This window comes from Pseudoduganella sp. R-32 (genome assembly GCF_049913245.1).
Lineage (GTDB): Bacteria > Pseudomonadota > Gammaproteobacteria > Burkholderiales > Burkholderiaceae_D > Rugamonas.
On record NZ_CP183987.1, the window covers coordinates 4393483 to 4417887 of the forward strand.

At 62.7% G+C, this 24405-nt stretch carries 24 protein-coding genes; 11 read left to right on the plus strand and 13 right to left on the minus strand.

Going from position 1 to position 24405, the window contains the following annotated elements; genetic code table 11:
* The 4 genes from ACN9MU_RS19870 to ACN9MU_RS19885 all read right to left on the minus strand — a co-directional run bounded on the left by ACN9MU_RS19870 (nt 1) and on the right by ACN9MU_RS19885 (nt 5066).
* Nucleotides 1-624, minus strand: coding sequence for a glutathione S-transferase family protein (locus ACN9MU_RS19870; RefSeq protein WP_426162138.1), 624 nt, complete (start codon nt 622-624; stop codon nt 1-3).
* Nucleotides 625-645: 21 nt separating this feature from the next.
* Nucleotides 646-1344, minus strand: a complete 699-nt coding sequence (locus ACN9MU_RS19875) for a glutathione S-transferase family protein (protein WP_426162139.1) — start codon at nt 1342-1344, stop codon at nt 646-648.
* Between the two features lie 67 nt (nt 1345-1411).
* Entirely contained in the window at nt 1412-2002 is a 591-nt protein-coding gene (locus ACN9MU_RS19880; protein ID WP_426162140.1) for an NF038129 family PEP-CTERM protein, read from the minus strand.
* A 10-nt stretch (nt 2003-2012) separates the two neighbouring features.
* Nucleotides 2013-5066: a putative Ig domain-containing protein gene (locus tag ACN9MU_RS19885; RefSeq protein ID WP_426343335.1), complete on the minus strand. Its 3054-nt coding sequence runs from the start codon at nt 5064-5066 to the stop codon at nt 2013-2015.
* A gap of 546 nt (nt 5067-5612) precedes the next feature.
* Here ACN9MU_RS19885 and ACN9MU_RS19890 point away from each other — a divergent pair.
* Complete coding sequence (locus ACN9MU_RS19890; protein ID WP_426318342.1) at nt 5613-6239, plus strand: YceI family protein; 627 nt, start codon at nt 5613-5615, stop codon at nt 6237-6239.
* On the opposite strand, the gene ACN9MU_RS19895 is transcribed toward ACN9MU_RS19890, so the two are convergent.
* Nucleotides 6223-6852, minus strand: a complete 630-nt coding sequence (locus tag ACN9MU_RS19895; protein WP_426162143.1) for a LysE family translocator — start codon at nt 6850-6852, stop codon at nt 6223-6225. The two genes, ACN9MU_RS19890 and ACN9MU_RS19895, sit on opposite strands and share 17 nt — an antisense overlap.
* Nucleotides 6853-6953: 101 nt before the next feature.
* On the opposite strand from ACN9MU_RS19895, the gene ACN9MU_RS19900 reads away from it, so the two are divergent.
* The 3 genes from ACN9MU_RS19900 to ACN9MU_RS19910 all read left to right on the plus strand — a co-directional run bounded on the left by ACN9MU_RS19900 (nt 6954) and on the right by ACN9MU_RS19910 (nt 10272).
* Nucleotides 6954-8666 (plus strand): ATP-binding protein, encoded by a 1713-nt coding sequence (locus ACN9MU_RS19900; RefSeq protein WP_426162144.1) that lies wholly within the window; start codon nt 6954-6956, stop codon nt 8664-8666.
* Complete coding sequence (locus tag ACN9MU_RS19905) at nt 8663-9283, plus strand: phosphohydrolase (RefSeq protein ID WP_426343336.1); 621 nt, start codon at nt 8663-8665, stop codon at nt 9281-9283. The genes ACN9MU_RS19900 and ACN9MU_RS19905 overlap by 4 nt, the downstream gene beginning before the upstream one ends.
* Before the next feature lie 290 nt (nt 9284-9573).
* On the plus strand, nt 9574-10272 hold the full coding sequence (locus ACN9MU_RS19910) for a hypothetical protein (protein WP_426162147.1): 699 nt from the start codon (nt 9574-9576) through the stop codon (nt 10270-10272).
* Nucleotides 10273-10558: 286 nt separating this feature from the next.
* Here ACN9MU_RS19910 and ACN9MU_RS19915 read toward each other — a convergent pair whose 3' ends face one another.
* The 4 genes from ACN9MU_RS19915 to epsC form a co-directional block, all read right to left on the minus strand.
* Complete coding sequence (locus tag ACN9MU_RS19915; RefSeq protein ID WP_426318344.1) at nt 10559-10762, minus strand: hypothetical protein; 204 nt, start codon at nt 10760-10762, stop codon at nt 10559-10561.
* 143 nt (nt 10763-10905) lie between these two features.
* Complete coding sequence (locus tag ACN9MU_RS19920; RefSeq protein WP_426335991.1) at nt 10906-12666, minus strand: amidohydrolase; 1761 nt, start codon at nt 12664-12666, stop codon at nt 10906-10908.
* A gap of 4 nt (nt 12667-12670) precedes the next feature.
* The gene (locus tag ACN9MU_RS19925; RefSeq protein ID WP_426335992.1) at nt 12671-13237 is read right to left on the minus strand and encodes a YceI family protein; all 567 of its coding nucleotides are present in this window, start codon (nt 13235-13237) and stop codon (nt 12671-12673) included.
* Between the two features lie 126 nt (nt 13238-13363).
* Complete coding sequence (gene epsC / locus ACN9MU_RS19930; protein WP_426335993.1) at nt 13364-14305, minus strand: serine O-acetyltransferase EpsC; 942 nt, start codon at nt 14303-14305, stop codon at nt 13364-13366.
* Nucleotides 14306-14431: 126 nt separating this feature from the next.
* On the opposite strand from epsC, the gene ACN9MU_RS19935 reads away from it, so the two are divergent.
* Nucleotides 14432-15634: a multidrug effflux MFS transporter gene (locus tag ACN9MU_RS19935; RefSeq protein WP_426343337.1), complete on the plus strand. Its 1203-nt coding sequence runs from the start codon at nt 14432-14434 to the stop codon at nt 15632-15634.
* On the opposite strand, the gene ACN9MU_RS19940 is transcribed toward ACN9MU_RS19935, so the two are convergent.
* The 4 genes from ACN9MU_RS19940 to ACN9MU_RS19955 are packed head-to-tail and all read right to left on the minus strand — an operon-like array spanning nt 15604 to nt 18488.
* Nucleotides 15604-15861, minus strand: a complete 258-nt coding sequence (locus tag ACN9MU_RS19940) for a hypothetical protein (protein ID WP_426162155.1) — start codon at nt 15859-15861, stop codon at nt 15604-15606. The two genes, ACN9MU_RS19935 and ACN9MU_RS19940, sit on opposite strands and share 31 nt — an antisense overlap.
* Before the next feature lie 51 nt (nt 15862-15912).
* Complete coding sequence (locus ACN9MU_RS19945) at nt 15913-16533, minus strand: helix-turn-helix transcriptional regulator (protein WP_426343338.1); 621 nt, start codon at nt 16531-16533, stop codon at nt 15913-15915.
* A complete protein-coding gene (locus ACN9MU_RS19950) occupies nt 16530-17771 on the minus strand; it encodes an MFS transporter (protein WP_426343339.1) in 1242 nt (413 codons plus the stop codon). The genes ACN9MU_RS19945 and ACN9MU_RS19950 overlap by 4 nt, the downstream gene beginning before the upstream one ends.
* A 54-nt stretch (nt 17772-17825) precedes the next feature.
* Nucleotides 17826-18488 (minus strand): GntR family transcriptional regulator, encoded by a 663-nt coding sequence (locus ACN9MU_RS19955; protein ID WP_426162158.1) that lies wholly within the window; start codon nt 18486-18488, stop codon nt 17826-17828.
* Nucleotides 18489-18618: 130 nt separating this feature from the next.
* On the opposite strand from ACN9MU_RS19955, the gene dctP reads away from it, so the two are divergent.
* The 6 genes from dctP to ACN9MU_RS19985 are packed head-to-tail and all read left to right on the plus strand — an operon-like array spanning nt 18619 to nt 24404.
* A complete protein-coding gene (gene dctP, locus ACN9MU_RS19960) occupies nt 18619-19635 on the plus strand; it encodes a TRAP transporter substrate-binding protein DctP (RefSeq protein ID WP_426343340.1) in 1017 nt (338 codons plus the stop codon).
* The gene (locus tag ACN9MU_RS19965) at nt 19632-20186 is read left to right on the plus strand and encodes a TRAP transporter small permease (protein ID WP_426318350.1); all 555 of its coding nucleotides are present in this window, start codon (nt 19632-19634) and stop codon (nt 20184-20186) included. The genes dctP and ACN9MU_RS19965 overlap by 4 nt, the downstream gene beginning before the upstream one ends.
* Nucleotides 20183-21532: a TRAP transporter large permease gene (locus ACN9MU_RS19970; protein WP_426162161.1), complete on the plus strand. Its 1350-nt coding sequence runs from the start codon at nt 20183-20185 to the stop codon at nt 21530-21532. Before ACN9MU_RS19965 ends, ACN9MU_RS19970 begins: the two co-directional genes overlap by 4 nt.
* Entirely contained in the window at nt 21533-23200 is a 1668-nt protein-coding gene (gene mdcA / locus ACN9MU_RS19975) for a malonate decarboxylase subunit alpha (RefSeq protein ID WP_426318351.1), read from the plus strand. It abuts the gene before it with no gap.
* An 8-nt stretch (nt 23201-23208) separates the two neighbouring features.
* Nucleotides 23209-23523 carry a malonate decarboxylase acyl carrier protein gene (gene mdcC / locus ACN9MU_RS19980; protein WP_426162163.1) on the plus strand — a complete coding sequence of 105 codons (315 nt, stop codon included), beginning with the start codon at nt 23209-23211 and terminating at the stop codon, nt 23521-23523.
* Nucleotides 23520-24404, plus strand: coding sequence for a biotin-independent malonate decarboxylase subunit beta (locus ACN9MU_RS19985; RefSeq protein WP_426343341.1), 885 nt, complete (start codon nt 23520-23522; stop codon nt 24402-24404). Before mdcC ends, ACN9MU_RS19985 begins: the two co-directional genes overlap by 4 nt.
* Nucleotide 24405 lies beyond the last annotated feature (1 nt).

Genomic DNA, 24405 nt, shown 5'->3' on the forward strand with positions numbered 1-24405 from the left:
TCAGGCCCCTGCTGTGGCGCTTGGACGGTCGGCAATGCGGTCGCGCCATGCCTGCAAGTGCTGCAGCCCGTGGTCGGAGGGACGAAATTTCATCAGCCCGCGCGCAAACTCGATGGCGCAAAAGCCGGTAATGTCGGCAATGGTGAAGCGCGGCCCCGCCACGAAAGGCTGCGCGGCCAGCACGCCATCCAGCCATTTCGCGTTCTCGCGGAACTTCTCGCCTTGCGAAGCGCCGAAGTCGGCGAACTGCGGATTCTCGATCGGCGCAAAGCCGGGATGGGAGTGGCGGATGCTGTTGGCCGCAATGGCAAACAGGTGCAGCTCCATGCGGCGATCGGCCATTTCGATGAAGGCACGCTCCTCGGCGCCCTCGCCCATCAGGTTCGGCGCCGGGTGCAGGCCTTCCAGATAGGTGCAGATGGCGCGCGTTTCGCACAGGATGCGGCCATCGTCCAGTTCGAGCGCCGGCACGCGGCCGAACGGATTCACCGCCAGGTAAGCTTCGCTGCGATGTTCGCCCCTGCCCAGGTCGACCGCCTGCAATTCAAGCGCGATGCCCTTCTCGGCCATGAACATGGCGACGCGGCGCGGATTCGGGGCGCGCGGGGCGGTGTACAGCTTCATTGGGTCTCCTTGGTGTTGTGATCAGCGCGACTGGCCGGTTTCCAGCATTTTGCGCGCCTCGGCCGCAAATTGCTCTACTTTCTCCTGACTGTCGGCGCGATCCAACACATTGCTCGGCGGCCGCTCGATGCCGCGCAATACGGCAGGACGGGCGCGGACCTGGCGAATCCAGCGCTGCAGGTGCGGCAGGCCTTCGGTCTCCACCCCGGACCAGCGATGGGTGCGCACCCAGGCCCAGTTGGCGATATCGGCGATCGAATAGTCGCCGGCCAGGAATTCATGCTGCGCCAGTTGGCCGTCCAGCACGCGGAACAGGCGCCGGCACTCGCCCTGGTAACGGTCGATGGCAGGCTGGATCTTGTCGGGGAAGTAGCGGTAGAAGACATTGGCCTGGCCCATCATCGGGCCGATGCCGCCCATCTGGAACATCAGCCATTGCAGCACCAGGGAGCGGCCCTTGGCGTCCTGCGGCATCAGGCGGCCGGTCTTCTCGGCCAGGTAGACCAGGATCGCGCCCGATTCGAACACCGCGAAGCCATCGTTGCCGCGGTCGACGATCGCGGGAATGCGCCCGTTCGGATTGATGGCCGTAAACCACGGCTCCTTCTGCTCGTTCTTGCCCAGGTCGAGCACATGCATTTCGTAAGGCAGCGCCAGCTCTTCCAGCGCAATGGAAATCTTGTGGCCATTCGGCGTGGCGGCGGTGTACAGGTCGATCATCGCGGCTCCTTTCACGGAATCGCTGCATCATAGCTGCTTTTCCGCCCCCACGCCGGGGCCAGCCGCGTCAGGCGCGGCGGCGGGTGAATGCCAGCAGGGGCAGGCCTGCCAGCAATAGCAGCCAGGCGGTGCCAGGTTCCGCAACCACCTGCACGTCAACCAGCGGACTGGCGCTGGCCAGGACGAACTGCGGGTTGCCGCCCAGGACAGGCTGCACCGAGACCGTACCGAGGTCGCCGTCGGCGCCCAGATAGCTGGTGTCGTTGAACAGCGCCCAGCCGAAGGTCGAACCGGCATCGCCCTGGCCCACCAGCAGGTTGACGTCGAAGGAGAACACGCCGCCCAGCGTCACCGCCTGCACCCAGTCGCTGCCGCCATCGGCATTGCTGAATGCAAGCGGGCCAGGCGCGGCGCCGGACACAGTCCCGCTCACGTCCGGCGTGCCAAGCAGCTCGCCTGCCAGGTTGGTGACAAGCGCGGTGGCCGGCGTCGCATCGGCCAGGCCGATGAAATACAGGCCGAGGAATGCCGGGCCGGTGCCCAGCGAGGCGGTGTCGACGCTTACCTTGTACAAGGGCCCGGCGGCAGCCTGCCCCGCACCACAGGCCAGCATTGCGGCCAACAGCAGCCGCGCCAGCATAGTTTGCAGTTTACTCATGATGGTGTCCTCAATACTTGACGCTGAAAAGTTGACGGGTATAGCCGATGGCAGCCTTGGCCGGATTGCTGAAGGTCGTCGTCACGGTCACGCTCTGGCCCGGCGCCAGGTCAAGGGTCGGCAGCGTGATGTAGGGCACGCCATCCTTGATGCCGGTCGCGTTATCCAGCGTCACGCCCGGCGTCAGCCCGTACAGCCGGAATTGCAGCGGCCCGCTGACGGTATGGTCCGTAGCGTTGACGATGGTCACGTTGCCGGTGTACTTCTGCGTGAAGCGGTTCATGTTCAGGCCCGATTGCTGGATCTTGACGATCGGCGTGACGTCCACTGGCGTCAGCAGGTCGTAGCGGTCGCCATGGAAGCGCAATTCGCTATAGGAGGAAATGCCCGGATAGGCAGGATCGGTCGGCGGGCCCGGATGGTCGACCCGCACCATGAAGTAGCGATAGCGTTGTTCCGACAGGCCTGGCAGCACAGGAATCGTCTCCAGCTCGAAGTTGCGGTTGCTGGTATCGGTGGTTTCGCGGCTGGTCAGCAAGGTCCAGTTCGAATTGTCGTTCGAGCCGTAGATATTGATGCCCTGTGAACGGTTGGCGAACATGAAGCGGGCCTGGATGCCGAAGGCGTCGACGGACACGCGATAGTCGGCGCCGAAGTCGATGGTCACGACATTGCGCAAGTCGCCCGACGTGCTGTTGTAGTCGCCGTCCACCAGCAGGCCGACACGGTTTACGTCGAGCGTGGTGGTGGTCACCATGTGCTTGCTCCAATCGAGGCTGCCGTCCAGCGCAACGCGCGGGTTCAGCAGCTCGAGCTTGGCCACCACCGCCTGCACGGATTTCAGCAGGGCCGGAAAATCGGCATCGGACACCGTCATCATCTGCTCGCGCAGCGGGGCAATCTCCTGCTGGAAGGTCGCCAGCGACGGCGTGGTGTAAACGCTGGCAGGGTCATAGCCGCCCTGCGCCGCCGCAAAGGCACTGGCGCGGTCCGGCTGCACGCTCAGGCGCGCGGTCATGGTGCTGATGGAAATGCCGTCGGTGGCGCTGATCACGATGTCATGCAATCCGCTTTGCGCCGCAGCCGGCGTCCAATTGAAGGCACCGGTCGGGGTATCGAGCGTGGCGCCATCCGGGATGCTGATCGCCTTGTACACCACTGTATCGCCGGCCTGGGCATCGGTGGCCGTGTAGGTCGCCTGGTAAGGCACGCCCTGCACCACCAGCTCCGTGGCCGGGAACACCGGCATGGCAAAGCGCGGCGGGGTCAGTTGGGTCGGCGCGGCCATGTTCACGAAGTCCACGTCCACCGTTGCCCCTTCGGCGCCGGTGAATTGGAAGTACATGATATTGTCGCCCTGGCGCTTGCCCGGCGTGGCCGCCCACGACGTGTCAGGCACGATATAGCGCCACTGGCCTTGCGTGTCGGGCACCGTCATTTCGCACCATGGGCTGGCGCTTTCGGTGGCGCTAGCGGCAAGCTTGGTCACCGCATTGGTGCGGATCATGATGCCGGCCGGCGCGTACTTGGCGCGGTCGGCGTACTGCACGTCGGTGAACACCACGGTGGCGCCGGCCGGAGTGACGTTGGCATGGCCGAAGGTGCGGTCGCCCTCCGTCACCTTGCTCCAGTCGCCCTTCAGGTAGATTGATTTGCGTTCGGTCTCCAGCATGCCTGTGTTAGGCGGCAGGGCCGCCCCGGTCAATGCCTTGGGCAGCGACAGGAAGGCTTCCGCACCCATGTCCTTGTTGGCCGGCGCGCCGGGGCCCCAGCGGGTCACGAACTCGTTCGAATGCGCGTTGGCGGCTGCCAGGAAAGGCGCTTCGACATCGACGTCCACGCCCTCTTCGTACTTGTACACGTTATACAGCTCGGGGATGCCGCCCACTTCGTACAGGCGGCCGCGATAGGCTTCCGATTGGGAAGAGGTGCCGCCCGAGGTATCGGCCCACGGCGCGGCATAGCCAAGCATGAACTGGGCGTAGGCATTGGCGCCCATCAGCACGCGGTTGCCGCCGAACTTGTAGACGCTCACCGCGTCGCCCGAGGTGGAAGGCTTGCCGGTGAACGGGTCCACTTTGGTGCCCTGGGCCGTGACCAGGCGCAGCAGGCCGGTCAGGTTGTCGACATTGTCCCCGCCGTGGGCCTGGTCGCGCTGCATTTCCTGGATCTGGTAGAAGGGATAGCCGTACTTGTTGTAAGGGCTGTCCGCCTCGATCAGGGGGATCAGGGGCAGGATGGCGCCATTGATGTCCTGCCGCGTCGAGGTGGAGTTGACCGTCATCCATTCCACGGTTTCGTCATAGCGCGCGCGGTTGTCGGTAAAGATCGCCCCCGACATGCGCCCCACGATCGAATACACATGCTGGTTCATGAAGCGCTCGTTGCTGGCGAAGAAGGTGCGCTCCATCGGGTCGACCAGGTTGTCCTTCAGCTTCTGGGTGTCGGTGTCGGTCCAGACCAGCGGGTAGGCGGTGTAGCTCGGATCGCCCGGCGTGTAGCGCATGATCTCGGCGGCAGCCAGCATGCGGAACAGCGGCACGCCGGTGTGGATATGCGCATCCGGATAGTAGGCATAGCCATCCTTGTTCATATTGCTCCAGGTGCGCAGAATGCGCATGGCATTGCGGCGGTACTCGTTGCGGCCAGTGATGTAATACAGGATGGCCTGCGTCAGCGCGCCCTGCGAATCGTTGATCAGCCGCACCTGGGCCGTATTGCCGTTGAAGTTGGGCGTGTTGGGCGTATCGATCTTGGTCGAATCGCGATTGGTCGGCAGCAGGTTGATGTTCGCGTAATTGCAGCAGACCGTAGCCAGGGTGTTGTAGTAAGTCTTGTACGGCTCGACGTCGGCGCGCACCTGGGCGCGTGTGTACTCGAGCTGCTCCAGCGTGATGCCGAGCGCCGGATGCTTGATCCCGGTAGCGCTAACAACGGGTTGCAAGACAGGTGTTGCTACATAGTCGACTGCGTAAGCGGGCTGAAATGAAGCGGCGATCGCTGCCGCCACGGCCAATACCCTGAACCCGGCCATGACCCCGCCCTTTAGTGAATGGTTATGCATGATTATCCTTATTAACCAATGTCGAAGGGACATACCGAAACCCGAGCGTCTCCTCTCGTGTTATCGATATCAGGCCAATATAGCACGCACCCCTGCAGCTTGCCTTAAAATTATGTTATCGATATCTAGGCAAGCGATACCGTTTACAGATGGGCAAAAAAAAACCGGCCATTTGGAGGGGGCCGGTGAAAAACGCTTTTTAGGGCGCGGGGATAGAAGAAACCGTGCCGGATTGAGGAATCCGGCAACCCGGCGTACAGGGATGCTGTACGCTATGGACGTACTTTGCCAGCTTTCCGCCGCCTAAGGCTTAGGAGTTCATTAAGGTAGCCAATAATCCCGGGCAAAAAAATACCCGCGTCATTTGCGCGGGTAAAGGGATTCAAATCGGGAGAGATTTGAAAGTGCAAGGGGATATTCTCGAAAACGAAAACATCACGACTTCGTTTAAGATAGTACACTTTTTATAATAGAAACTCTCCAATAGTCACAATGCGAAAAAAAATTTGCAAATGGACTTTTCGAAGCGCGCTTTTAGCGGCGCTTTTGGCCATTTCCGCCTGTGGCACCCAGCCTCCAGCGCCCCCTGCCGCCGCACCGGCAAGCGCGGCCCCGGCGCTCCAGGCCAGCCGCTCGGCGCACCGGATCATGGCGGGCGAATCGCTGATCGCCATGACGGTTCGCCGTGGCGGACCGCTGGCTCGCATGGGCCACGACCACGTCGTTGCCACGCGCCAGATTGAAGGTTTCGTGGACGTCGAACAGGGCCGCACTGAATTACGCTTCCGCCTGGACCAGTTGACGGTCGACGAGGCAGCGCTACGCAAGGAAGCCGGGCTCGAGACCCAGCCTTCGGCCGACGCAATTGACGGCACGCGGAGGAATATGTTCAGCAAGGTCTTGCAAGCAGAAGCCTATCCATGGGTGCTGGTGCGGGCCGCCTTCGAACCGGGAACGAAAGACAAGCTGCGCGCGGAAATCACGCTGCATGGCGTGACGCGCGCATACCAGGTGCCGCTGCAGTTGCGCGAGGATGGTGCAGTCCTGCAGGCCAGCGGCGCCTTCACCGTCAAGCAGACCGATTTCGGCATTACGCCATTTGCCGTTTTCGGCGGCGCACTATCGGTGAAAGACGAACTGGAACTGAGGTTCGCGATCAGCGCGCGACGATAAGGCGCAAGCCCAGGCCGACGAAGATCGCACCGGCCCCGCGGTCCAGCCACAGGCCGGCGCGCGGATTGCGGTTGATCCATTTGCCCACGGCGCCCGAGAAGTAGCCCAGCGCCCCAAACAGCAGGCAGGCTTGCAGCGTGAAGACCAGGCCCAGTTGCGCGGTCTGCCAGCTGGCATCGCCGCGCCCTGCCACCACGAACTGCGGCAGGAAGGACAGGAAGAACAGCACCACCTTCGGATTGATCGCATTTGCGAACAAGCCTTTGGCAAACAGCTTGCCCAAGGACTCCTCCGGCAGGGCCGCCTGGCCCACTTGCGCGCCGCCCTTGCTGCGCAGTGCGCCATATCCCATCCAGATCAGGTAGAGTCCCCCCGCAACCTTGAGCGCGGTGAATGCTGCAGGCGATGCGGCAATCAGCGCACCCACGCCCAGTGCGGCCAGCAGCGTATGACTGAGGCAGCCCAGGGCGCAACCGAGGCCGAATACCACGCCCTGCTTGCGTCCACGGGACATGCCCATACTTAATACCATCAGGTTGTCCGGACCTGGCGATACGGTAATGAGCATGGCGGCGGCCAGGAAGGCCAGCCCTTGTTCAGGAGAAATTAACATAGCCGGGATCATACACGAGTGCAGCGGGGCATAACAATTCAGTATCGCGCCATGATTATTTGTCCATTACAATAATTGCTATTGAGGAGATCATTAATATTTTGTTTTCTTCGTTTGCATCGTTTATTGAACTGCTTGCGCCCCTCTTATTAATCCTGGGGTTGGCGGCGTTTATCCTGCTGATATGGGAGAACCGCAGCCTAAAGAAGCAATTACAGGCGCGGGAGGCCGCGCTGAGGCAAACGCAGATTCAAAATGAAAAGCTGGGCCGCCACCGCATCGACTTCCTGGCGGCCATGAGCCACGACATCCGCACCCCGCTGGCCGGCGTGATCGGCATGCTGAAATTTGCCCTGCGCGACCGCACCATCGCCGACCGTACCGGGGAATACCTGCGCATCGGCCTGAAAAACAGCGAAGCCCTGCTGGCGATCCTGAACGACCTGCTCGATTTCTCCCGCATCGACGCCGGCCGCCTGTCGATCAACACCCAGGACCTGGACCTGATCGACATCATTGACGAAGCCATCACCATCCTGCGCCCGCAGGCCGACGCCAAGGCCCTGCTGCTGCGCTGCGAACTGGCGCCGGGCCTGCCGCGCCATGTGCAGGGCGACCCCAACCGCATCCGCCAGATCCTGCTCAACCTGCTGGGCAATGCCATCAAGTTCACCGAACGCGGCGAAGTGCGGCTGCGCGCTTCCGGCGAAACGGCTGACGGGCTGGCCCGTGTCAGCTTCAGCATCAGCGACACGGGCCCGGGCATTCCACTGGAAATGCTGCCGCGCCTGTTCCGCAAATTCGAGCCCGCCGACCTCTCTTCCACCCGCCAGGCCGACGGTCCCGGCCTTGGCCTGGCCATCTGCAAGGAGCTGGTCGGCCTGATGGGCGGCCAGATCGAAGCCGATACCCGCCTCGGCAAGGGCACCACGCTGCGCTTCTCGCTGCCGCTGGCACTGGGCGGGCCGCTGGAGCAGGACCCGGTCAAGATCCCGGCCAACCTGCGCCACGCCTACCGCTTGCGCGTGCTGTGCGCCGAAGACGTGCGCACCAACCAGATCATCATCAGCACCCTGCTGGAAGGCATGGGCCATGAAGCGACCGTCGTGGAAAACGGCCTGGAAGCGCTGCGCGCGCTGCACGAACGCGATTTCGACGTGGTGCTGATGGATGGCCGCATGCCGCAAATGGATGGCGAGCAGGCGGCCCGCCTGGTGCGCCGGGGCGGCAGCCAGGATTACCCGTCGCGCGATCCGCTGATACCGATCATCGCCCTTACCGCCAACGCCAACGAACTCGATCGTGCACGCTACCTGTCGGCCGGCATGGACGCTTTCCTCAGCAAGCCGGTGGATGAACGCCTGCTGTTCGACCAGCTTGAAAAGACCATCACGCAATTGCTCAATCGCGGCCGCAGCCTGCCGCGCACCGCGCCCACGCTGGCGGAACTGGACGACATGTTCGGCGTGGAGCCGGCCAGCCCGGCGATCCATATCCTGCCCCTCAGCGGCATGACAACACGCCACCAGCAGCGCATCGCCCAGGCCTTCCTTGAGGAAGCGCCACGCCGCATGGACGAAGGCCGCCTGGCCCTGCAGAACGGCGATGGCGAAGGCGCCACCAGCGCCTTCCACGCTCTGAAAGGCAGCTGCGGCTACCTGAGCGCCCCCGAACTGCATACCCTGTGCCATCAAATGGAAAAGGCCAGCGCCGCCGGCGACCTGCAGTCGGCCGCCGCACTGTTGCCCGAACTTGAAACACTTATCCTGCAAGCTTGCACCGACCTGCGTCGCGACGATACGATAGCGGCATGACGACTCAACGCGCCTGGGTGCGCATGCCATCCGGCCGCCGGCTGGACTTGCTGGACCCCACGCCCTTCGATTGGGATGACGCCGACCTCGCACTGGGCCTGGCACGCACCTATCGCTGGGGCGGCCACTCGGCCTGGCCCTTGCCCCTCTCCGTCGCCCAGCATTCGATCACGGTGCTGCAATTGCGCCGCCTGTGGTCGCCCGCCCCGCTCGACCCGCTGCGCTCGCTACGCGAGCTGCTGCACGACGCCGAAGAAGGCTTGCTGGGGTTCGATTGCATCTCCGTGCTCAAACCCTTCCTCGGCGACAGCTTCCGCGAATTGAGCCAGCGGCTGGAACAAGCGGTATTCCTGCGCTATGGCTTGCCTGCCTGGACGCCGAAGGAATACCAGGTCCACAAGCGCGCCGACCGGCTGGCAGCGGCCAGCGAAGCGGTGCACGTGGTGGGCTGGAGCAATGAAGAGGTGCGCCGCACTTTGAAGATCCACGCCGTGCCCCTGCATGAAGATCCATTGCAGGCCTTGTATGGCGAACCGGCCTGGGAACCCTGGCCGCCCGGGCTGGCCTGCGAGCGATTTCTCGACGAATTGAACCGTCTCAAGGCAGCGGCTTCATAGTCCGGATGATAAAATTGCCGTAATGCGAAGTTTTTAAAGACGAAATTCCAGTTATCCACTTCTGCTGTGGATAAACGTGTGGAGAAGCGGGTCTTGACAGCCCGTTCCGCCTTTAACGGCGCGGCTTTCAACAAATTGCCCAATTCTTTGGCAATCGATTAGTCTGAATAGAATCAATGACTTAGCACGGTAGAGTGCGTGCCATTTTGCAACTCACTGAGCCTTCGGAAAATATTTTGACAAAAGTTCTGGCGCGGAATAGTGTGTCCACAACCGACAAAGGAAAATGCATGGACGTGAAAGTTCCTGACGACGATTCAAGCGAAGGATGGATGATCGACGACGAGGCGCAAGCCAGTTCCGCCGAGCAGGCTCCAGGCGCCAATCCCGCTCCATGGCGGGTACTGATCGTCGACGACGACGTCGACGTCCACGTCGTCACCAAGTTTTCACTCAGCAATGCATGCTTCATGGGACGCCGCCTCAGCTTCCTGCACGCCTATTCCGGCGAAGAAGCCCTGACCACCCTGCGCAACAACCCCGACGTGGCGCTGGTGCTGCTGGACGTGATCATGGAAACCAGCGATGCCGGCCTGCGCGTGGCCAACCAGATCCGCTCCGAGCTTAAGAATGAACTGGTGCGCATTGTGCTGCGCACCGGCCAGCCCGGCCAGGCGCTCGAACACAGCATCATCCTCGATTACGACATCAACGATTTCTGGTGCAAGACCGACCTCACGACGCGCAAGCTGTTCACCACCGTGATTTCCTCGCTGCGCAACTATGCGGACCTGCAAGTCCTGCAGTCGCAACTAGCAAAATACAACCAGCACCGCGAGCAATTTGCGGCGATCTTGCAGGGCCTGCAGAACGGCGAAGCATGGTCGGGGCACCTGGTCATCGGCCAGCCGGCCTCCACTGTGGATATCCAGGTCCAGCCGGGCGCCGAGCCGGGCAGTTTCAAGGCTTCGGGACGCATCCTGAATTAAGCACTGTATGCACGTACAGTAGTTATTTTAGCGCCATCTACCGCCGAATTCCCGGTAAAACGCGGTAAGTCGCGGATTGAAAAGGGCTTTTCCAATTATCCACATTGTTTGTGGATATCTTTGTTGATAAAGGGGTCTTGACAAGGCAAACAGCCCTCAACGACGCCATTTTCAACAAACTGCCTGTTCAATGTGCAGAAAAAAGCACCTTAAAAATCAAGGACTTAAAATCTCACCAATTCTCACATGCGTTCTTTAACTAATTAAAGTCGCGCGTTACTTTTCGTTAATTCTTGTGCATAACCCGGGCTGCCGAGCGCCGCTGGGCCGGTTGCAGCAAGACACGGCGGATGATGTGGGGAGCGATGTTATGGGATTTCATATACTCCACTGCGCACACGGTGCTGAAGCTCGCTTGCACCTCGATGCCACGGTCGACGATTTCACTGCGCGCCAGATCGACGCGTGGCAGGTATTGCAGCAGATCCATAGGAACACCTTCGGGCGGGGTGGGCGGTCAAGGAAGTATTGACCATGCCGCCAATAAGTCAATGGCCCACCCGCAACACCTACAGCTGAGCCCGTGTCACACCCTGGGGCCAGACCCCAGGGTGTGACACGGGCTGGTCAGTACTAGTGGTTCTGGTAGCCGCCGTAGTATTTGACTGGACTCCATTCGGGCTGCACGGGCGGCAACTCGGGGGCGTATTGGCCGAAGTCGGCGCCGGCGTGGACGATGCGGCCGTTCACCACGGTCAGCGCGCTTTCCAGCGTCTTGATCTCGGCTTCAGGGATGCTGAAATAGTCCTTCGGCAGGATCACCAGGTCGGCGTACTGGCCTTTGGCGATCTGGCCCTTCAGCTTTTCTTCCCCGCTGAACCAGGCGCTGCCCTGGGTCATCAGCTTCAGTGCTTCGTAGCGGCTCAGGCGGTCCCTGGCCTGCCACATCGGCATGCCGCCCGCGGTCTTGCCGGTCACCGCCCAGTAAATCGACGGCCACGGGCCATAGCTCGATACGCGGGTACCGTCCGTGCCTAGGCCGACCGGGATCTTCATCTCCAGCATCTTGCGGATCGGCGGCATCTGGCGCTCCTGCGCGCCATAGCGCTTGGCGTAATGCTCGCCCTGGAAGTACATGCGGTCTTGCACAGCCACGCCGCCGCCAAGCTTCTTCACACGCGCCAGTTGATCATCGGTGATGGTCTCGGCGTGGTCGAAGAACCAGCGCAAGCCGTTGAACGGCATTTCGCGGTTGACCTTTTCGATCACCGCCAGGTCGCGCTCGATCGATTCGCCGTATGTGGCGTGGATGCGGAACGGCCAGCGGTTTTTCACCAGTAGGCGCAGCACCGGTTCCAGTTCGCTTTCCATATGGCCCGGCATTTCCGGGCGCGGCTCGAGGAAGTTTTCGAAATCGGCTGCGCTCCACACCAGGTTCTCCCCTGCCCCTTCGGTGTTGTAGCCGTTGGCGTAGAACATATGGTCGTTGCGGTCAGGCTTGGTCATCGTGAGCCAGCGCTGGTAGTCTTCCAGTTCCTTGCCCGGCTTTTGCGCGAACAGATAGTAGGAAGTGCGCACGGCCAGCTTGCCGCCCTTGGCCAGTTCCAGGCTGACCGCGTAGTCGTCTGGATAAGCCTGCCCGCCGCCGCCAGCGTCGATCGCGCTGGTCACGCCGAGGCGGTTCATTTCGCGGTAGTACTGGATGGTGGAATTCAGCTGCTGATCGCGCGGCAGCGCGCCGGTCTTACCCAGCGTGGAGTACAGCACCATCGCGTTCGGCTTGGCGACCAGCAGGCCCGTCGGCTTGCCGTCTGTGCCCAGCTCCACCACGCCGTCCTTGTATTTGGTGTCCTTGTCGTAGCCCAGGACTTCAATGCCCTTCTTGTTCACGAAGCCAAGGCCGTACAGGTAGAGGATGAATACCGGCTTGTCCGGCACCGCCTCATTCAGTTCTTCCAGCGTCGGCAGGCGCTTTTCTTCAAACTGGAACTCGTTGAAACCGCCCACCACCTTGATCCATGCTCCGTCCGGCGTGCGGGCGGCCTGCTCGCGCAGCATCTGCATGGCGCGCTTCAGCGAAGTCACGCCGTCCCAGCGCAGCTCGGCGTTGTAGTTCAGGCCTTGGCGGATGATGTGCAGGTGGGAGTCGTTCAAACCGGGAATGACCGTGCGGCCGCCGGCATCGATTACTTGCGTGCCAGGCTTCTTCAGCTTGAGCACCTGGGCATTGCTGCCCACCGCAGTAATCACGCCGCCCTTGATGGCTACTGCCTGCGCGAAGCTGCCTTCACGCGCCATCGTGGCGACTTTGCCGTTCGTGATGATCATGTCTGTCGCATAGGCCTGCGACAGACCGGCAGCCAGCAAGGCTGCGGCCAGCAACGGTCTGTTCATGGACTTATTCCTTGATCGATTCGATCGAGAAGCCGAGGGTCAGCTCGTCGCTGACGTGCGGGGCGTATTTGCCGGCGCCGAAATCGGAACGCTTGATCTTGGCGATCGCATTGGCGCCGCAAGCGTCTTTCTTCAGCATCGGGTGCGGCATGCACTGGAAGGAGGTCACTTCCAGGTTCACCGGCTTGGTCACGCCCTTGATGGTCAGGTTGCCTTCCACGCCCACCACCTTGTCGCCGTTGAACAGGAACTTGGTCGACTTGTAGGTGATGGCCGGGTACTTGGCGGAATCGAGGAAGTCGGGGCCTTGCAGGTGTCCGTTAAACAGGTCGGAGCCGGTATTGACCGACTTCGGGTCGATGGTCACTTCCACCGAGCCGGTCCTGGCGGCGCGGTCGATCTGGATCTTGCCGGTCGTGCTATTGAATTTGTTCACCTGGGTCGAATAGCCGAAGTGGCTGTACTCGAAGCGGGAGAAGGAATGCATTGGATCGATGCTGTAGGTTTCAGGTGCGGCGGATGCGGCGAAGGAGAAGCCGGCGGCGAGGGCGAAGGCGATCAGTTTTTTCATTGTAAGAACTCCAGGTTGGGAATGACGGCCCATTATGCGACGACAACCGATCAGTGTAAAACGCATAATGTGCGCGCTACTGATCGACTTTTTCGATAGTAGGCACCAGTCTGGAGCGAAGAACAATCACCCTTTCGAGGTATCCCCCTCACAATCGCTGCGCATCTGCGCCTGCGACACATTGCTGTTCGGCGGCACGCTCTGGGTCAGCCAGACATTGCCGCCCACAGTGGAGCCGGCACCGATGGTGATCCGTCCCAGCACGGTGGCGCCGGCATAGATCACCACATCATCTTCCACGATTGGATGGCGCGGCGTCCCTTTGATCAACTGCCCGGATTCGTCGGCCGGGAAGCGCTTGGCGCCCAGCGTGACGTGCTGGTACAAGCGCACGCGCTCGCCAATGATGGTGGTTTCGCCGATCACCACACCCGTGCCGTGGTCGATGAAGAAGCTGGCGCCGATCCGTGCCGCCGGGTGGATATCGATTCCGGTGCGCGAATGGGCGATGTCGCTGACGATGCGCGCGATGAAAGGCGCGCCGAGCTTGTGCAGGCTATGCGCCAGCCGATAGTGCAGGATGGCCACCATGCCTGGATAGCACAGGAGGATTTCCGCAATCGAGGTCGCGGCCGGGTCCCCGGCATAGGCAGCCTGCACATCAGAGACGACCAGGGCGCGGATCTGCGGCAGCGAGGCGGCGAAGGCGCGCGTGATGCCAAGGGCTGCGCGCGCCTGGTCTTCCTCGGTCTCCGCCACTTCTGCGCCGAATTGAAGCCCGCGCCGCACCTGTTCGTGCAAGCGGTCCAGCGTCGTGTTCAGGGTATCGCCGACGAAGTAGTCGATGCTTTCGTCGGTCAGGTTCGGGCGTCCGTAATGTGTCGGGAACAAGGCCGCCGACAAGCCCTCGAGGATTTGCACTAGCTCCGCGCGCGAAGGCAGTTCGCGCACGCGGCGCTGGTGGCGGATATTGTGGGTCGCTTCGCGCGATACGCGCAACTGGTGTACCACCTCGTCGAGGTCCCAACGCGCTGCGCCGCTTGAAGCGCCATAAGAGTCGATAGCCATAAGGCACAAGAATATCGAATTTACATTAAAAAGCGAAAGAAGCTGTTCGCACAAGCTTATGCTTTCCAGTCATAAGCACAGACTCCGGGATTCCCTTAAAATAGCGCGCTCACTCTCGGGCATCACATGAAGAATATCCTGCTTACCCTGCTGCTGGCCGGCCTGACCATGGTCGGCCCGCTGGCGATCGACACCTATTTACCCTCGTTCCCGGCCATCGCTGAGACCTTCAACGCCAGCCCGATGGCGATCCAGCAGACCCTGAGCCTGTTCCTGTTCACCTTCGCCTTCATGATGCTGTTCTACGGCACCCTGTCGGACAGCTTCGGCCGCCGCCCGGTCATCCTGTGGTCGCTGGTCCTGTACGTCCTGGCCTCGCTGGGCGGCGCCCTGGCCGGCTCCTTCGGCTTCCTGCTTGGCGCCCGCATCCTGCAAGGGCTGGCCTCGGGCGCCGGCTCCGTGATCGGCCGCGCCATCGTGCAAGACCGTTTCGAGGGCATGGAAGCTCAGAAAATCCTCGGCAACATCATGATGGTGTTCGGCCTGGCGCCAGCAATCGCTCCCGTGCTGGGCGGCTGGCTCCAGGTTTCCTTCGGCTGGCGTTCGATCTTCTGGTTCCTTGCCGCCTTCGGCGTCTTGATGTGGGTTGCCGTCTGGCGCTGGCTGCCGGAGAGCCTGCCGCAGGAAAAGCGCCACCCGCTGCACCTGGGCGCCATCGCACGCAATTACTGGATGGTGCTGAAGCACCGCCAGTTCCTCCTGCTGTCGGTGTCGCTCGGCGCGGCCTTTGGCGGTTTTGCCCTGTATATCGGCTCCGCCGCCTATTTCATCATGCATATCCTGAAGCTGCCGGAAACTGCATTTGCCTGGCTGTTCATCCCCCTGATCAGTGGCCATGTGCTGGGGGCAACGATGAGCGGCAAGCTGGCGCACCGCATGCCTCCGGCGAAGCTGATTCGCCTGAGCTTTGTGCTGATGGCCATTGCCGCTGCGCTCAACGTGGGCTACAACTGGTTCTTTGCCGCGACCGTGCCGTGGGCCGTACTACCGCTGTTCCTGTTCTCGTTCTCGCTCGCGCTGGCGATGCCGCCGCTGACGCTGGCCGGCATGAACCTGTTCCCGCAAAACAGCGGGCTCGCAGCGTCAATGCAGTCTTTCCTGCAGATGATGCTGTTCGCGCTGGTGTCCGGATTGGTGGCGCCGCTGCTGTTCGACAGTGCGCTGCACTTGGCGCTCGGCCTGGTGGCCTGCCTGGTGGTGAGCTACGCCACCTACCTCGGCGCCACGCATGGGCAGCATCAGGGCCAGGGCGCCGGCGTCACTTCCTGATATTGCGGGCCGCCTTGCTCAGGCTCGGGAGCGGCCTGCGGTTTCTCGTGTCCCGGCCTGAGGTTGGGCGGCAAGCCAAGGCCGAGGATTTCCTTGCGGCCCTCGACAAAATCGGAAGTGCTGAGCGGATGCTCGCTGTCGGGCCAGTTGGCAATGGCCCAATTCTGCACCTCGACAAATCGCTTCCACACCTCTGAGACAAACTGCCGCCTGATCGCGTCATCCATGGGCGCCTCCGTTGGGTTTACCCCTACTCTACACCAGCGCCGAAAATGCTGTCACACTGGCTTGATGCGGTAGGCGCAACGGCGCTCCCCCGCCAGGATGTGCTCTTCGCGCTGCACCTTGCAGCCCGGGCCCAGCACGCGCTGGAAAACGTCGAGTTCCGAGCGGCAGAAGTTCTGGCATTCGCGGGCGGCGGCGCAAATCGGGCAATGGTTTTCAACCAGCAGTAGCGATCCGTCGCCTTGCTGCTCGACTTCGGCCATATAGCCCTCCACGTCGCGCGCCAGCGCCAGGGCTTGCACGCGTTCCGGCAATGCCGTGCCGTCGCCGATCGCTTCGCGGTAGAAAGCCTCGCTGGCCTGTTCGCGGGCGGTGATCAGCTTATCCATGCCATCTTCCCCGAACAGGGCTCGCACTTGCGTGATCAGCTGCAGCGTCAGGTCGGCGTGACGGTCGGGAAAGCGCGCGTGGCCGGCGTCGGTCAACAGCCAGCGGCGCGACGGGCGGCCGACTTTTTCCGCCACATCTTCAAACGTCACGAAACCACGTACCTCCGCCGCCTCCAGGTGGCGGCGCGTGCCCATCGAAGTCAGGTCGAGCAACTCGGCCAGTTGCTGCGCCGTGCGCGGGCCGCGCGTCTTCAGCAGGAAAAGGATCTGGTCGGCGGTATTCATGCGCCGGCTCCTTCAGTGCCAGCCAGCCCGCGCTGCACAGGCGCCGCCGCCAACTCTCCACGCCAACCGCGCAGGCGCCAGCCTGCCCACGCCGCCAGCACGGCGCCGAGCAACAGGATCAGGCGGGTATCGACCAGCGTCAGCACGGAGCCGATCGCCGCCATCAAGATATTCGCGAAGCAGAACGTCATCGAAAGCAGGCCCATGACGGAGCCCTGTCCGTGTGCCGCGAAGCGGTCCGCCGCCCAGGATTGCACTGTCGCGTTATAGAAAGCGTTGGGCAGCCCGAACAGGCAGATCGCCACCATGCCGATCCACAGGTTGCCAAGCGCAACACCAGCCACTGAAGCAGCGAGGCCGAAAGCCAGCCAGCTCGCCCGGTGCAGCGGTGCCATGCTGCTCGGCCGGCCAGCGATGATAGCGGCCAGCGTCATGATCGCGCACATCGCCATATTGATGGTCGCAATGCCGCGTGCATCGTAGCCGCCTTGCTCCACCAGCCACAGTGGGTAGTATTCATAGAATCCGGTGATGCCGCAGGTCAGCGCCAACTGCACGATGAACAGCGTGCGCAGTTCAGGGACGCGCAACAGGTGCATGGCGTGATGCGAGCGCGCCACCTGCCACCAGGAGACGCCATCGGAAGGCGCTTTGGCGGCGCGCGGCACCGTCATCGCCACGAGCGCCGCAGCCAGCATCAGCGCTGCCACGGCAACCCAGAACGGCACCGTAATGCCGAAACCCAGCGTGAAACCGGCCAGCACCGGGCCTACCAGCCAGCCCAGGTGCAGCGAACCATTCACCAGCGACAACGCGCGCATGCGCTGCGGGCCCTCCAGCTTTTCCGCCACCAGGGCGCGCGCCACCGCGCCGTTCCCTTCCAGCAGGCCGGTGCCGAAGCGCGCCAGGATGAACAGCGGGAAGGACTGCGTCACCAGCGCGAGACCGGTCAGCGCGTGGCCCGCCGCTGCGCCGAGGGCAGTGGCCAGCAGGATCGGGCGGCGCCCATAACGGTCGGACAAAGGCCCGAGCAGCGCCGAGCCGATCACCAGGCCGATCGGGTTCACCGTCAGCGCGATGCCGAACAGCAGCTTGGGCGGCAGGCCGAGGAAGTTGTTCAGGCTATTGTGGGCTTCTGCCGCGAACAGCGGCGGCAGGATAGGATATGGCAGTGATGCGCCCGTAGTGGACAGCAAGCCAAGCAGGCAGGTCGCCGCGATGAGGAGGATATTGTTCATGCCTCCAATATACGCGGCGCTCGACAATAAGTAAACGAAATTCTTTATTTATTATCAGGCCGCGGATTTGGTCAGTTGCGGCAGCGATGCCATCAGGTCGGAAAAGCGCTGGCCCTGGATCATCACGTGCCCGCGCAGCAGCTCGGCCGCCTTGTCGCCGTCGCCCGCAAGGATGGCCTGCACCACGCCTTCGTGCTCGGAATACGAATGGCCGATGCGGTTGCGCACGCGGAGCTGCAGGCGGCGGTATGGCCGCAGGCGCCGGTACAGGCTGCGCGTCTGCTCGAACAGGAAGCTGTTGTGGGCGCCGGCATAGATCGCCTCGTGGAAGGCCTCGTTGCGGTAGTAGTACTCGTCCGGCTCCTGCGCTTCCACCGCGGCCTTGCATGCCTCGTGGGCCGCGAGCAGGACCTGCTGCTCTTCCGGCGTCATGCGGCGCGCAGCCAGGCGGCCGCAGGTCGCTTCAAGCTCGGACATCACTTCGAACATTTCAACCAGTTGCTGCGGCCCCAGTTCGGCCACGATTGCACCGCGCCGTGGCCGGATCACCACAAGGCCCATCGATTCGAGTTGGATCAGCGTTTCGCGGATTGGCGTGCGCGACACGCCGAAGCGGGTCGCCAGTTCCGTTTCGTCCAGGTGCTGCCCTGGCTGCAGCTCGCCCATCGCAATCATTTCCTCGATGGTTTCCCGCAGGGTGGAAGAATGTTTCGTCATGGAACTAAAAGTTCAGTATGTATATGAGACTCCATTATAAGACGCATATTTCACTTGACAATGTATTCGGCGAAGATATTCTTGTATACATAAAAAACAAAGCTGCATACCTAACCCCTTGGAGGATGACATGTCCCAGATGACCCGCAGGTCCGTTCTTGCCGCACTCGCCACCAGCCCGCTGTGGCTGCAAACCGCCGGGGCCCAGACAGGCTCGCTGAAGATTTCGCACCAGTTCCCCGGCGGCACCCTGGCCGAAGGCGACTTCCGCGACCGCCTGACCCGCATGTTCGCGGCGGAAGTCGAAAAGCGCACCAAGGGAGCCCTGAAGTTCGCGATCTATCCAGGGTCTTCGCTGATGAAGACCAACGCCCAGTTCTCCGCCATGCGCAAGGGCGCGCTGGACCTGTCGCTGGTGCCATTGTCCTACGCAGGCGGCGAAGTCCCGGAAGTGAATATCGGCCTGATGCCCGGCCTGGTCACGTCGTATGAACAAGGCTACGGCTGGAAAAACCAGGCGATCGGCAAGGCGCTGACCCAGCTGCTGTGGGAAAAAGGCGTGGTGCTGGTGAGCTGGATCTGGCAGGCAGGCGGCGTCGCTTCGCGCGTCAAGCCGGTGATCGATCCCGAAGATGCCAAGGGCATGAAGATCCGCGGCGGCTCGCGCGAAATGGACCTGATCCTGAAAGCCGCCGGCGCCGCCGTGGTGTCGCTGCCATCCAACGAAATCTACGCCGCCATGCAGACCGGCGCGATGGATGCGGCCTTGACCTCCTCCACTTCCCTGATTTCCTTCCGCCTCGAAGAAGTATCGAAAGCGCTGACCACCGGGCGCGGCACCGCTTACTGGTTCATGTTCGAGCCCTTGATGATGTCGCGCGCCGCCTATGAACGCCTGCCGAAAGACCAGCAAGCCGCCATCATGGCCGTTGGCGCCGAACTGGAAGCCTTCGCCAAGACCGCGGCCCAGGCCGACGACACGCAAGTGGCAGCCGTCTACCAGAAGGCCGGCGCCAAGGTGGTCGACCTGAACGCAGCCTCCGTCAAGAAATGGCAAGCCATCGCCCGCACCACGGCGTGGAAGGACTACGGCGAACGCAACGACAACTGCGCGAAACTGCTGGCCCTCGCGGAGAAAACGCTGTGAGCCACGGATTCGAACTCAACCCGCCCAAGGAGGCGGCCTTGCCGCAAACGCCCGGTCTTTCGACGGTCGGCATGCTGCTGGCGAAAGTGAACCAGGGCCTCCTCGTGTTGTCCATGGTGGCCATGGTGACCACCGCCCTGATCCTCACCTATTCCGTGGTGTCGCGCTACTTCTTCCACGCGCCGACCGACTGGCAGGACGAAGCGTCGATCTTCATGCTGGTTGGCGTCACCTTCTTCTGCTGCGCATATGTGCAAAGCTTCCGCGGCCATATTGGCATCGAGGCGCTGGCTGCGATCCTGCCGCCCAAGGCCAATGCGGTGCGCCTGTTCGTCGTCGACCTGCTTTCCTTCGTATTCTGCGCCTTCTTCTCCTGGAAATCGTGGACGCTGTGGCACGAGGCCTGGGTCGACGGCCAGACCACCACTTCCACCTTTGCGCCGCCGCTCTGGATTCCCTATTCCATGATGGCGGCCGGCATGACCTTGCTGACCCTGCAGATCCTGCTGCAAGTGCTGGCTCGTATCACTGAAAAAGGAGCCGCAAAATGAGCGAGCTGACTTTGGGCGCCCTGTACGGCATCGTCACCCTGGTGGTCATGTTCTCCGGCATGCCGATCGCGTACGCGCTGGGCATCGTGGCGACCACCTTCATGTATTTCTTCATGCCCGCCAGTTCGCTCGACACGGTGACCCAGAACGTGTACGAGGAAATGGCTTCCATTACCCTGTTGTCGATCCCGCTGTTCATCCTGAAGGGCGCAGCGATCGGCAAGTCGCCGGCCGGCAAGGACCTGTATTCAGCCATTCACACCTGGCTGCACAAGGTGCCTGGAGGCCTGGGTATCGCCAACGTGTTTGCCTGCGCACTGTTTGCCGCCATGGCCGGCTCCTCGCCGGCCACCTGCTCGGCGATCGGCTCGGCCGGCATTCCTGAAATGCGCAAGCGCGGCTACTCGCCCGGTTTCGCTGCCGGCATCATCGCGGCCGGCGGTACGCTCGGCATCCTGCTCCCGCCATCGATCACCATGATCCTGTACGCCGTGGCGGCGGAGCAGTCGCTGGGCCGCCTGTTCCTCGCTGGCATCGGTCCCGGCGTGCTCCTGGTGCTGCTGTTTGCCGGTTATGCCGTCTACCGTGCCCGCACCGAATACAAACTGGCGCTGGCGGCTTACCAGAAAGGCGGCGTCAAGTCGGCCTACCTGGAAGACGAACATTTCACGCTGCGCGAAAAAGTGGAAATGCTGCCGCGCGTGCTGCCCTTTATCATCCTGTTGATCGGCGTGATGGTTGCGCTGTACGGCGGCTTTGCCACGCCTTCCGAAACGGCGGGCCTGGGCGCCCTGCTCGCGCTGGTGCTGATCGCCGTGGTGTATGGCGCATGGCGCCCCAAGGACATGTCGCCGATCCTGTCCTCCACCATCAAGGAATCGACCATGCTGCTGCTGATCATCGGCATGTCGCTGCTGTATTCCTACGTCATGAGCTACCTGCATATCAGCCAGGCGGCTGCGAGCTGGGTGGTCGGCATGCACCTGTCCAAATGGGTGCTGCTGGCAACCATCCTGGTGCTGGTGGTGGTACTGGGCTTCTTCCTGCCGCCGGTCTCGATCATCCTGATGACGGCGCCGATCATCCTGCCGCCGCTGCGCGAAGCAGGCTTCGACCTGGTGTGGTTCGGCATCGTGATGACGGTAGTGATGGAAATGGGCCTGATCCACCCGCCGGTAGGCCTGAACATCTTCGTCATCAAGAACATCGCACCTGATATTCCACTGCGCGACGTGATCTGGGGTGTGACGCCTTTCCTGCTGCTGATGGTGGCCGCGGTGATCCTGCTGTGTATCTTCCCCGGCATCGCTACCGGCCTGCCGGACATGATCATGGGAGCCAGGTAAATGAATGCACCAATCCGCGTGTGGGACAGCCTTCAACGCAATCGCAACGAGCGCCTGGCGCGCGCCCGCAACGTGCTCGGCGGCGAACTGGCAGGCAAGGCGCTGCCGGCAGCCCGCATCAGCGACCTGCTGCATGCGGTACTGGAGAACGGCGACCGCGTCTGCATCGAAGGCAATAACCAGAAGCAGGCCGATTTCCTGGCGCAGGCGTTGGCCGGTCTCGATCCGCAGCGCGTGCGCGGCCTGCACATGCTGCAATCGGTGCTGGCCCTGCCTGAACACCTGGACGTGTTCGAGCGCGGCGTTGCCTCGAAGCTAGACTTCTCCTTCTCCGGCCCCCAGGCCGCCCGCGTGGCAAAGCTGGCGGCGGCCGGCAAGCTGAATATCGGCGCCATCCACACCTACCTGGAGCTGTTCAGCCGCTACTTCATCGACCTGCCGCCGCGCGTGGCCCTGGTCGCTGCTGAAGCGGCTGACCGCCACGGCAACCTCTACACAGGGCCGAATACGGAAGACACGCCGCCCATCGTCGAGGCCACCGCCTTCAAGAACGGCATCGTGATCGTGCAGGTGAACCGCATCGTGGACGACCTGCCGCGCATCGACGTGCCAGGCGACTGGGTCGACTTCGTCGTGCAGTCGCCGACGCCCTACTACATCGAGCCGCTGTTCACGCGCGACCCGGCCCAGATCTCGGAAATCCAGGTCCTGATGGCCATGATGGCGATCAAGGGCATCTACGCCGAATACCAGGTACAGCGCCTGAACCACGGCATCGGCTTCGATACCGCGGCCATCGAACTGCTGCTGCCGACCTACGGCGCCTCGCTCGGCTTGCGCGGCAAGATCGCCACCAACTGGGCGCTCAACCCGCATCCCGCCCTCATTCCAGCAATCGAAGCGGGCTTCGTGGAGTCGATCCATTCCTTCGGCTCCGAACTGGGCATGGAAAACTATATCCGCGCCCGGCCGGACGTCTTCGCGGTCGGTTCGGACGGCTCGATGCGCAGCAACCGCGCCTACTGCCAGGCCGCCGGCCACTACGCCTGCGACATGTTCATCGGTTCGACCCTGCAGATCGACCTGGCCGGCAATTCCTCCACCGCGACGCTGGGCCGAATCTCCGGCTTTGGCGGCGCGCCCAATATGGGCGCGGATGCGCGGGGCCGGCGCCACGCCAGTCCGGCATGGCTCAAGGCCGGCGAACAGGCGCGCCAGGGCAGCGGCGCCATCCCGCGCGGCCAGAAACTGGTGGTGCAGATGGTCGAGACCTTCCGCGAACACATGCAGCCGGCCTTTGTCGAACGGTTGGACGCATTGGAACTCGGCGAACAGGCCAAGATGGCGATTCCGCCGGTGATGATCTACGGCGACGACGTGACCCACATCCTGACCGAGGAGGGCATTGCCAACCTGCTATTGTGCCGCAATGCGGAAGAGCGCGAGCAGGCAATCCGCGGCGTCGCTGGCTACACACCGGTCGGGCTGCAACGCGACAAGCGCATGGTGGAAAACTTGCGCGAGCGCGGCATCATCACGCGTGCCGAAGACCTGGGCATCGACAAGCGCCATGCCACGCGCGACCTGCTGGCGGCAAAGAACATGAAAGACCTCGTGCGAGCGTCGGGCGGCCTGTATGACCCGCCCAAGCGCTTCCGCAACTGGTAGGAGCCAAGATGGAAACACTCAATTACCGATTCGAACAAGGCCGCCGCTCGCTGTCGGCCGAACCGCGCATTGTCGGCGTGGTCAGCTCCGGCAACCTGGAAGTGCTGATCGAGAGCACGCCGCTGGGCGGTGCCTGCGAAGTAGGCATCCAGACCGCCGCCGTCGGCTTCGGCCCGATCTGGCAAGCCGTGATCACCGACTTCCAGGAACGCTGGCAGCTGGCCGACACGCGCATTGCCATCAACGATATGGGCGCGACACCGGCCGTGGTCAGCCTGCGGCTGGACCAGGCAGTGGAATCCATGCTGGGAGAAGGCCAATGAGCAGCTACCTGGAGGCCAATGCGCGCGAGCGCCTGGCGCTGTTCGACAGCTTTGAGGAATTCATCGGTCCTGCGCAGCGCGTCGTCAGCCCGCACCTGGCGCAACTGAATGCACCGGTGGCGTTCGACGACGGCGTGGTTGTCGGCCGCGCCACCCTCGACGGACTGACCGTCTTTGCCGCCGCGCAGGAGGGAGGCTTCATGGGCGGCGCGGTGGGCGAAGTCCATGGCGCCAAGCTGGTTGGTCTGCTGCGGCGCGCCGCGCTTGACCGTCCTGCCGCCGTGCTGCTGTTGCTGGAAACTGGCGGGGTGCGCCTGCACGAAGCCAACGCCGGCCTGATTGCAGTGTCGGAGGTGATGCGCGCCGTGCTGGATGTACGTGCAGCCGGCGTTCCGGTGGTGGTGCTGATCGGCGGCTCCAACGGCGCCTTCGGCGGCATGGGCATCGTGGCGCGATGCGCCAACTCGCTGGTGATATCCGAGGAGGGCCGGCTGGCCATGTCGGGCCCGGAGGTGATTGAAACCGCCAGCGGCGTCGAGGAATTCGATTCGCGCGACCGCGCCCTCGTGTGGCGCACCACGGGCGGCAAACACCGCTACCTGATGGGTGATGTGCAACGCATCGTGAAAGACAGCATTTCCGCATTCCGCCAAGCTGCGCTGGACGCCATCGAGGAAGCGAGCAGCGGCACGGTCGAACTGACATTGGCCGCCCTGGAAGCGGAACAGGCCATGCTGGAGCAGCGCATCGAGCGCTTTGGCGGCCTGCGCGACCCGGCTGAAGTCTGGGCCGCGCTGGGCGTCGCCGCGCCCCACGACATTCCGATGCTCGATATCGATTCCTTCACCGCCGCCGCGGGGCCTTGCCGACTGGGAGCATGAC